Below are 10,780 nucleotides of genomic sequence, written 5' to 3'. Positions count from 1 at the left end.
GCTAATTCCGGGGGGGCATTCTCCAGAACATTTTTTATTGTAGCTATAATAATATTTACTGGTTCCATAATGGCTTCCCTTACCTCTTCGGAATTAATCTCGACTGTCGTCGGAATACCCCGTATAAGGTTCCTTCCTTTGACGTCGAGTGTCCGCAACTCTCGATCCGGGTAAGCGCACCCGATGGTCATTTTTATGATTTCTGCCGATCGTTCCCCTATAAGAAGGTTGTATTTTCTCTTCATATACTGGACGATTTCCTCGTCCATTCTGTCACCTGCAATCCTCACAGACTTTGAGTAGACAATGCCCCCCAGGGATATTATGGCAACCTCAGTGGTTCCACCGCCGATGTCTACAACCATAGAGCTTGTCGGTTCCATTACAGGTAATCCAGCTCCAATGGCCGCTGCCATGGGCTCTTCAATGAAGAACATTTCCCTGGCACCTGCTGATTCCACGGTTTCCCTGACTGCTCTCCTTTCTACCTGAGTAATACCCGAGGGTATCGATACAATAATTTTCGGGCGGACCAGTGACCTACGGTTGTGAACTCTTAGGATAAAGTGTCGGATCATGGCTTCAGTAATATCGAAATCAGCAATCACGCCTTCCCTTAAGGGTCTGATAGCTACTATGTTGCCTGGGGTTCGTCCGAGCATCTTTTTTGCTTCGAGACCGACTGCCAGGACTTTTTTTGCACCCCGTAAATCTCTATGAACGGCAACCACCGAAGGTTCATTCAACACAATCCCTTTACCCTTCATGTAAACGAGCGTATTTGCCGTTCCTAAATCTATGGCAAGATCGCTGGAAAATTTTCCTAAAATAAAATCAAACAGCAAAACATCTCCTCCTTACTTCTATTAACTGCCATTAATGGTGTACATCACTTTACCATGAAGAAGAAATTAGATCACATTAAATTTTGAAAACAAAATACAGGGTTATATTGGCTGCCTTTTTGTTTACCTCAACACAGATTACTGACTGCAATGTCGTGTGGATGAATTGAATTAGAAAAAAACACTATAAGAAGGGAGAGAGAAAAAAAGGGGGTGCAGCATTAGAGGAAGTTGTCCGCATTTTACCTGAACAGAAAATAAGCTGTCAAGACTTTGCGCCTTTCATCCCGAATTCAATAAATTAATCCGATTAGCAATTATGCACATTAGTATTTGCTATCGATAGTCATGGCAAAATGTAATTTGACAGTATTCGTCATCTTAGAAATCTTAGAATACTGAAAATCACCAATTATGGGTTAATCCCGCTACTGTTCCAGTGGGTTCAAGAATAAGGGGATTGTTTTGTTCTAGAGTTTCTTATTCAAACAGCCCCATCAGTCTTTTCAACTGCTTTACTGCTCTGGGAAGGACATCTCCGGTCTTTTCATAAAACCTCAGATGAGAGTGCGGATCGAAGGGCGTTTCACCCCGGTTGATAATTACTAGTTTTGCACCGGAACGAAGCGCCTCTGCCGGCATGTCGGCCGCAGGTGTTACGACAAGACTGGAACCCGCAACAACAAAAAGATCACTCTTGCGTGAATGTTTGAATGACAGAGCGAGGTCCCTCTCCGGAAGGGATTGACCGAAATCGACGACGCTGCGAACCAGCGTTCCGCCGCACCGGCAAACTTCTCTTCCCGCAGACCTGTCGACCGTTAGCCCGCACTTTTTGCATCGGAGTCTCGCGATGTTCCCATGCAGCTCCGCCAGTATCTCCTGGCGGATACCTGATTTCAAATGGAGATTATCTACATTCTGGGAAATCAAAAACTGCAATTTCCCCATTTTCTGAAGTTCGGCGATGGCGAGGTGTCCCGCATTCGGCTCTACTGCATCCATCGACACGCTCATGGGCTTCGGGGAAAGTCCCTTGTCCCGGCGTGTCCATACCCCGTCAGGGCCTCTGAAATCGGAGATTCCCGACTCCGTACTTATCCCTGCGCCCGTGAAAACTACCAGGTGGTGGGACTCATACATCCACTGTGCCAATGTTTGGATTCTTTTTTCCAGATCCCCGTTCATCGTTTATGTAATAAAACACTTTCCACCGGAGCGGTCAAGAAGGGAAGAATCGTCGCAGAAGGTCGAATCCATAATGAATGTTCATACGTATCATTCACACACCAGAAGCAATTTGTCTCCAGGAATGTCGAAGGGATTCCCAGTTCCCCGGAGATCGGTTCCGGTATTTTTATTATCATGACTACACCTCTGTACTCGGTATTGCTCACAGTGTGTTCTCATTGAATTTCCCGAAAATAAATGATTTACAGAATGGACAGGCGTTTGACGTGATACTGCATTTTACAGCGCCCCAATCGTTACGTTCAATCACTGTCTCGCCGCAGGAAGGACAGTACGTATTGTTGGCAGGGTGTCCGGGAACATTTCCGATATATACAAACATGAGACCTTCCTTTAGTGCAGTTTCGCGGATTTTTTCCAGGGATTCAACCGGTGTTGGCTTTACATGTGTCAATTTCCAGTGGGGAAAGAACCGGGTAATATGCCAGGGTGTGCATGATCCAAGCTCTCCCTTCACCCATTGAGCCATCTCACGCATATGTCCGGGATCGTCGTTAATCCCTTGAATGATGTTCGTAACTACTTCCACGTGCATATTCCAGCGTTTTTTCGCATGGATGGTGTTTTCCAGAATGTGTTTCCAGTCGGAAATATGGGCAATTTTTTTATACGCCTGTGATTCGAATGCCTTGATGTCGACACGATAAACATCCAGATATGGGCCAATCATTTGTAAGGCCTCTTCTGTCATGTAGCCGTTGGTTACATAATTTGTATATAATCCAAGTGATTTTGCCAGGCGAGCCCCATCGAGAGTATATTCGAACCACAGGGTCGGTTCATTATATGTCCAGGATATACCCTGGCACTTGTAATTCTGAGAGAGCTTAACTGATTCATCCGGTGAGAGGTATCTGGTCTGAAACGGAACATTTTCGGCCAGGGCAAATGAGATGTCGTAATTCTGGCAGCCGTCACAAAGAAAATTGCATCCAAGGGATCCCATACTGAAGGCATAGCTCCCCGGCAGATAGTGGTAAACAGGCTTAATCTCGATGGGAGCCCGTCGCCATGTAGATACCTCACCGTAAATGGTGCTGTATAATGTTCCGTTGTTATTTACTCTCGTCCTGCAGTACCCGGAATCTCCATCCTTGATCCGACATCGGCGCTGACAGACGTTACACCGAACTGCATTTCCCGGCGATCTTTCGTATAAGAGTCCTTCTTTCAACATCATAAGCTATTCACGCATGGAGTACCGTTGCCCATATCCAGCCACATTAAGCCGCACTGTGGTAAATCCTGTTTTCGTTTAAATTATATAACCGATTATAACTTGAAATTGTCAATATTTCATGAAAATATCAAACTAATCCTTATGCTCCCGTAGGGCACCACGAAGGAATAACAATAGTCAATCCTATTAAGTCTCCCTTTTGTAAAGGGAGATTTAGAGGGATTTTGGAATGAGAATAAAAAAATCCCCCGAGCCCATTTTCTAAGGGTGGATGTATGGAATCTATTTTCATACTAAATATCATGTCCAGTCAGCAGTAATTTGTAAGGTGTAAATTTATGAAAATTCTCATCACGGGCGGGACAGGTTTTGTTGGTACCCATCTTACGACACGTCTCATTCGGGAAGGACACGAGGTAACTATTCTCACCCGATCCATAAAAGGTTCAGAAAAGAAAGTTCCGGGACTGTCTTATTTGCAGGGGGATCCAACGATCAAGGGAACGTGGCAGGAGGCCATTCGTGAACATGGAGCAATCATCAATCTTGCCGGAGCCTCTATCTTTAGCCGCTGGACAGAAGAATATAAAAAGACCCTGCGCGACAGCAGGCTCCAAACAACGCGCCATCTGGTTGAAGGAATTGATGAGAAAGCGGAAAAGAAAATGGCTTTTTTTAGTGCTTCCGCTGTTGGCTATTACGGTTTTCATGGTGATGAGCAACTCACCGAGGAATCTTCTCCCGGAGAAGACTTTCTCGCCCGTCTTGCTTTTTATTGGGAACAAGAGGCGCTCCGAGCTGCTGACAGAGGAGCTCGTGTGGTTATCACGAGAATCGGCGTTGTTCTGGCTAAACAGGGTGGCGCTCTCGGTCAGATGATCCCTCTCTTCAAGAGATATGTTGGAGGACCAATTGGTGTCGGGAAACAATGGTGTTCCTGGATTCATATTGATGATCTGGTAGAGGGCTTCTTTTTTTTGATAAAGAACGAAGCGATCGAGGGGGCCTTCAATCTCTGTTCGCCAAATCCCATCAGAAACGAGGATTTCGCAAGAGCTCTCGGGAAGGTTCTTCGCCGACCGTCATTTCTTTCTGCCCCCGGATTTATGATCAGACTCATCCTTGGTGAATTTGGAACTGTAATCCTGAAAGGGCAGAGGGTGATTCCCAAGCGTTTGCTGGACCATGGTTTTAAATTTCAATACCCAGATATAAAACAAGCCCTGCAGAGTCTGATTAGTTAGATATTGTCTCATGTGTAGATAGACTCATATGTGAATTAGAATGCAAAGGATATTTATTTCAGGTAACAAACTAATCTTCTATAATCCAATTCTTCTAAATCGGCTGATAGAAAAATTATCGCCTAACCCCTACTTATCATCACCCTCGATTTTGCGAAGACGTAATTTAATTATTTATTGAAGTCAACGTTTTGGGGAAAAGCGTTTGTGTAGCAGATTTCAACCCGTATTTCGCGATTACGATCAATGAAAAGATCAGATGTGCGGGTTGTTGACGTCACCTACTACTAAATAGATCCAAAAACGGGTTCAGTTAATGCTTTCCAATTGAAAGCATTAACTGCTACCTCATCCCCGCCACCTTCTGAAGAATGTAAATCACTTCCGGCAGGCCGATCTTGCCGTCGCCGTTTATATCTGCACCAGAGGTGGCGTAGTTGTCAGGGATATCAGCGGGATTCATCCTGGCTATGACCTGCAATGCGAGAATGGCATCAGCCAGGGTCAATGTAAAGCTTGCCATTGTGGTGAAGCTCCAGATGACCGACGAAGGCAATGCCAGCCCGGTGACATCCTTGATCCCGGTAGTCAAGGTTGCCGTATAGACTGTGTCCGGTGCCAGAGAGGCGGAGGCAATGAGGGTGGCACGATGCTGGACCGGATTGTAACTGACCGACGCCGGGACTGTCGTAGTTCCTTTTTTCAGCACGAATGTGGCGCTGGTGATGGTGCTCGTGTCCATTGCCTTGTTGAACAGAACACCCACAGAGGCGCGGAGCGGCACATTGATTTCTTCATCAACGGGTGTGGTCACGACCACGGCGGGAGGGACCGGCGTGCCGCCGGAGGCTGTGGTAAACTGCCATTCCTTGGTTACGGCCAGCCGGTTGCCCGACGTGTCGGCAATGGTGGGGAGCAGCACGGCTGTATACGTGACATCCGGGTCAAGTTGAGGGTCGGGGGTAAAGGTGACGGTCTGCGTCGTCCCGTTGTAAGCAACGGTTCCGTCGATAACGTAGGCGCCGTTCAGCACCTGGAAGCTTGAGGTGGTAACACTGGCCTGGTCGAGTGCCTCACTGAAGATGGCACTGACTGAGGCCGAGACCGGAACATTGGAGGCGCCGGACACAGGGGAGGTGGAGATGACAGTTGGCGGGGTAAGGTCGGGGACCACGCTCGTGGTGAAGCTCCAATCCTTCCGAGCCGACAGCGGATTCCCGGCCAGGTCCTTGACACCGGTGGTGACGGTCGCGGTATAGGAGACCCCGTATTGTAGCGGTGAGGTCGGTACGAATACCAGCTCCAGGTCAGTTACGCCGATTGTCCCGGCGACTGTGCCGACCGGGCCGTTCACGGAGAAGGTTCCAGAGGTTACGGTAACCGGATCCACCGTTTTGGACAGGGTTGCGCTGACTGTGGTCAGGGTGGCGACCCCTGTGGCGCCGTTGGCCGGGGCGGTCGTTACTACCGTTGGAGAAACCGTGCCGGGGGAAATACTGGCCACCGTCCGGTTGCCGTTGGCGTCATAGGCGAAATCGACCGATGCGCCATTACTGATATTAACCGACAGGAGCCGTCCGAACTCATCATAGGTATAACTGGTGGCGTAATCGGCGGCAATGGCCGGGTCAACGAAGCCTGCCGTTAGAAGAGCCACCGCCAGCAGAAGAATTATCACTGTGTGTTTCATTGGACACCTCCTGTAAGACGCATAAGGAGGTCGCCCATCGGCCGGAATTGCACACCCGAGTTCAAACCTTTAGGGCACATCGTGATCTTGCGCGACAACTGGACGCCGGGACCGGGCAGGTAGAACCCGGAATCGGAAAGGTAAAGCCCGGCCCGCTCATCAAAGGCTGCATTGGAGGTGCGGAATGGCTGGTCGAGGGAGCCGGGGGTGGCGGTGGGGATGCCGAACGGGTCGAAGCTGTAAGCCGCCGCCACTGCCTGGCCGTCAGTAAGGAGGGCGTTGACCCTGCCCTGCCCGTCGAGGAGATAGGAATAGTTCTGGCCGCCTTGCCTGAGTCCAAGGAGGGTGTGACGCTCCGTTGCGGCACTCTCGCTCCATGTGTAATCCCGGACCGGCACGCCGTTGCCGTCCCTCTCCTGCAGCAGTTGGCTGCCAAGCGTCAGGAAAGATGCCTGCCTGGTTATTGTTCCGTCGGCATAATCTGTCTCTCCCGCCGGACGGCCATAGCCGTCATAGATATACTCGCTGCGGCGGAGAACCCCTCCCTTGTCGGTAAACTCGATGCTGATCAGACGGTTCATGTCATCATAGACGGCCGTAAAAGGCGAACCGTCAGCGGCGTAGCCTCCTGTCAGGTTGCCGCGAGCGTCGTGTGTATAGCTGAGGGCAGGCGGTGAGGAGCCGGTCAGAAGATCTTTGGAGTCATAGGTGAAGCTGAAAAGCGTGCTCGGGAGAGAGGCAGGGGCCGCGCCGCTGGTAACCGACTCCGAAGACGGAAGATCGCGGCTGGCGGTATAGGTGTAGGCAAAGCTGTTGATAAGGGCATTCGAAGAGCTCCGGGTCTCCACCTGGGTAGGTCGGCCCATCACATCGCGGATGAAGGATGTAACACTGCCGCTGGGACGGGAGATGCCGGTCGGAAGGGGACTGGCACCTGTATACTGGAAGCCGTATCCATTGCCGGAGCCGGTACCGATGCCGGTAACGCGACCGAGCTGGTCATATGTATAGGTCAGGGACAGGCCGCCGTCCACGGAAATTCCCGTGCGCCGCTCCGCGGCGTCATAGCTGAGCGTGATGGTGTCACTGTCCAGCGGGCCGTCAATGGTGGTGAGCCGCGTATTAGCATCGTAGCCGTAGAGCGTCTGGCCGCGGCTGTCGCTCATGGAGGTGCAACGTTTGTATGCGTCGTAGGTGAACAGCGCATGTATGTCCGAAGTAAACCCCCCGATGTAGGTCAGGTTGAATGATGCGTCATACTGGAAGTTGGCGCCGGAGCCCCCTTCCTGGGATATCTGCTCGAGCTGGTTCGCCCACCCGAAGGTGCGCTGCAATGATGTATTGTCCGGGTATATATCCTGCACCGGCCGGTTGTTGAGGTCGTAGACGATACGTTTGGTGTTGCCGCCGGGATCGGTGATGCCGGTCACGTTGCCGTTGTCGTCGCGACTGTATGTGACCGTCCCGCCGTCGGGCAGGGTCTCCCGGATGAGCCGGTTCAGTCCGTCATAGCCATAGGCGATGGTCGCGCCCGCCCGGTCGGTGACGGCGGTGACCAGGTGGGGAGTATCGGGTGAATAGGCAACGCTTATGAAGGTGCCGTCGGGATAGGTTTTCCTGGTCACATCGTCGAGGTTGTTGTAGTCATAGGTGCGGGTTATCCCTGTCCGATCGGTGAGGGTGCGCACCCTGCCGAATGTGTCATAGGTCAGCGTGTCGGTCGTGATGCCGTCGGTGGTTATACTGACCAGACGCCGGTTGGCGTCGTACACATAAGAGGTTACCGTGCCGAGGGGGTCGGTGATGCCGGTGGGTTGCCCCATGGCGTTATATGTATAGCTGGTCTTGTGCCCAAGCCGGTCAGTGACGGAGATCTGGTCGTGGTTGCCGTTGTACGTGAGGCTTACAGTACCGAGCCCGTTTGTGATGCCGGTCATGTCGACCCCGTTGGGCGCATATGTTGCAGTCGTGACCGTCCCCAGCGGGTCGGTGACGGACGTGGGCATCCCCTGGCTGTTCCGAGTGTAGGTAGTGCCGTCCCAGTTTGACAGGAGGTCGCCGGTGGCCACGTTGTAGTCGTAAACATACGAATCACCCGCAGGGGTCACGATGCGATACACTTCAGCCCGCAGACCCGTAGTGGTCATGAACCGGATCTCGGTCTTCGGGGTGTCCGCGCCGTCGTAGCCGGGGTAATACTCCACGTAGTCCCGTGGCTGCACATGCCAGCCGGTAGAGGAGTAGCCGTCGTAGTAGAATTCCTCCTTTCCACTCATAGGATTTGTTACGGTAATCCGATAATTCTCCCACATCACCCCGCCGGGTGGCGGATAAGGGTCGGCGCCGTTGCCAATCCCGTCCGCCGGTTCAATATCGAACTGCCAGCTATTAGCGCCGACCCCGATCGAAGTCAGGCTGACAACGGCGTCGTAGGTAAGGGTGGAGGCATATCCTCCCATGTCGGTGATCTTGGCAAGGGTATTGTCTGTGCCATATTCAAAGGCGGCGGAGCGTCCGAAGGGGTCCGTCACTTTGGTTATCAGGTTGCTGCCGTCATAGCTTAACGTGGTGATTTTCCCATCCGCATCGGTGATAGTGGCGAGCCGCACCTGTGAGTCGTAGCCGATGGTGAGCTTCTGCCCGTATGGATCGCGGATCTCCGTCAGGAAAGGCTGGAGTGAACCGGTGCCGGCGGGAATATCATAGAGATATACAGTACCGTGGGGGAAGCGAAGTTCGAACCGGTTTTCTGCAAGCTTCACCAGGGTATTGTGGACCTTGTACGGAGAGATGTAGCCGCCGGACGGTTGAGGCGCGTATACATCCCGCCGGCCGTCGGGCATGAAGACGGTCACCTCGCCGTTGGTATCCATCACCAGGTAGGAGCCGTAATTGAACTGCCATTTCGCCCCGAACGGCTCGTGGATGGCAATGGCCGACTGGGAATTGTAGGAGAGGGCGATCTTCACCGGCGGCCCTACCGTCGGCCAGTATGAGAGCGGAACGTCCTGGACGAAGAGGTTCATGTTCACCGGGTTAATCCGCCAGCCGGGGGCGCCACGGGGGGACTCGGTATTACAACAATCCTCAGCAGCCTTTCTACCCTGCTGCCACCCAATTACTCTAAGCCCTTCCTCCTCTCTCTCACCCCCCAGGCCGCTCTCCCCCCTTGGAACTCCGCAGCAGCCGCCGACGATCCCGGTCAGTTCAGCCTTTGCCAGACGAACTCCCGCAAGCGGCTGGTCCTTATTCTCTCTGACGAGGGTGGCGCCGCTCCACTCGGCGGCAAACTCCGCTGTGGTCTGGACGAAGTAGTTCTCAGCCTGGGGATCGAACAGGGAGAGGCGATCTCCATCGATCCGCTCCAGAACCCAGTAGTGGCCGCTGTCGCCTGGGTCGCGCCCGGCGATGTGGACCAGAGCTGGCAGTTTGAGACGAGGCAGATCTTCAGGGGTCAGGCGCAGGGCTGCCAGGGTCGTTCCCTGCTCCGCCGCCAACGCGGTCAGGTCTGCGAAGCTGAAGCCGCTCGTTGTCTCCGGTCTCTTTTTTTCCAGATCATCATCAGCCTCTTTGATCCCGGACGCCTTGAAGAAATATGAGAGCGCCTGTGCGCCGCACGAAAGAGATCTGGTCCCGGCGTTTCTGATCGTCGCCAGCCGCTGCAGCCACTGGCTGGCGTATGTTTTCTCCCGCCAGTCGGTCCCCTCGCGGACAAGGAGCGCGAACAGTTTGGCAGCCTCGGTGGTGTTGTTCCGTGCCGCCTTGAGCACTCCCAGGCGGAGCCTCGCTTTGTTGATAAGGATTTTCGCTCCCACGTGGGGGTTATTTTTGTTCCGTTCGATGATGGTTCGGAAATAATCTTCCGCCTCCGTGGAGCGCTTGTGGTAGAAAGCGTCGCAGCCGAGGTGAAGGAGAGCCTCGGAAGCCCAGGGGCTGTCGGGATATTCGGCGATATGGCTCTTGAGCATCTCCACCGCCTTGACGTAGTGGTGACTGTTCCACTCCTGGATCGCCTTGCCGAAGGATAGATTGATACGGTGATGATGATCCTTAAGGGCCTGAGTCACCCGGCGCGACAAGGCGCCTCTCCTGGCCGAACGGGCCGGAACCCCCTCTTCCGTGGCCAGGTCCGCCGTGGGGAAGAGCTGGCCGCCCAACTGCCCCGCCGCCATCAGTTCCTCGTCCGTCGGCGGTCGCGACAGTTCAAGGGAGGTAAGATTCGGCCTTACCTGGGGAAGCGAGCCCGCCATTGCCGCGCCGGTTAGGAGCAGCGCCAGTATCACCAGTAATCCGATAAATGCGAATGCATCCGATTTCCGGGAGTTTTTCGTCGATGGACGGTTTTTCTTTCTCATCATCTCGCTTCTCCTGGTATTGAACTTTAATCCCGATTAAAAGTTTCAACCAAAGCCAATAATGGAAAAAGGGGGGAACTCTGCTGAGTTTGGATGATCATTCCGATGCATTTTTTAATATCATCATTTGCATTCGAAATCTACTATGAAAGCAAAAATCGGATGTCTAAGACTTACAGGAAGGAGTGTTACGTATAGCAGGAAGAAAGACTTTT

General features: G+C 52.6%; 6 protein-coding genes. 1 reads left to right on the top strand and 5 read right to left on the bottom strand.

The annotated features are described in order from the left end of the window. From NTW12_08075 to amrS, 3 genes are all read right to left on the bottom strand, one after another. The coding region (locus NTW12_08075; GenBank protein ID MCX5846299.1) for a rod shape-determining protein at positions 1–842 on the bottom strand (842 nt) is incomplete at its 3' end. 483 nt (positions 843–1,325) lie between these two features. Beyond that, positions 1,326–2,000, bottom strand: coding sequence for a Sir2 family NAD-dependent protein deacetylase (locus tag NTW12_08070; protein MCX5846298.1), 675 nt, complete (start codon positions 1,998–2,000; stop codon positions 1,326–1,328). Positions 2,001–2,238: 238 nt separating this feature from the next. Continuing rightward, entirely contained in the window at positions 2,239–3,276 is a 1,038-nt protein-coding gene (amrS, locus tag NTW12_08065; protein MCX5846297.1) for an AmmeMemoRadiSam system radical SAM enzyme, read from the bottom strand. 338 nt (positions 3,277–3,614) lie between these two features. On the opposite strand from amrS, the gene NTW12_08060 reads away from it, so the two are divergent. Then, the gene (locus NTW12_08060) at positions 3,615–4,520 is read left to right on the top strand and encodes a TIGR01777 family oxidoreductase (GenBank protein MCX5846296.1); all 906 of its coding nucleotides are present in this window, start codon (positions 3,615–3,617) and stop codon (positions 4,518–4,520) included. 343 nt (positions 4,521–4,863) lie between these two features. Here NTW12_08060 and NTW12_08055 read toward each other — a convergent pair whose 3' ends face one another. Both NTW12_08055 and NTW12_08050 read right to left on the bottom strand, forming a co-directional pair. Next, on the bottom strand, positions 4,864–6,210 hold the full coding sequence (locus NTW12_08055; GenBank protein MCX5846295.1) for an Ig-like domain-containing protein: 1,347 nt from the start codon (positions 6,208–6,210) through the stop codon (positions 4,864–4,866). Continuing rightward, the gene (locus NTW12_08050; protein MCX5846294.1) at positions 6,207–10,568 is read right to left on the bottom strand and encodes a cysteine peptidase family C39 domain-containing protein; all 4,362 of its coding nucleotides are present in this window, start codon (positions 10,566–10,568) and stop codon (positions 6,207–6,209) included. The genes NTW12_08055 and NTW12_08050 overlap by 4 nt, the downstream gene beginning before the upstream one ends. Between the last annotated feature and the right edge of the window lie 212 nt (positions 10,569–10,780).

This window comes from Deltaproteobacteria bacterium, from assembly GCA_026388545.1.
In the GTDB taxonomy this organism is placed as follows: domain Bacteria; phylum Desulfobacterota; class Syntrophia; order Syntrophales; family UBA2185; genus JAPLJS01.
This window is presented reverse-complemented; position numbering and strand designations above follow the sequence as displayed.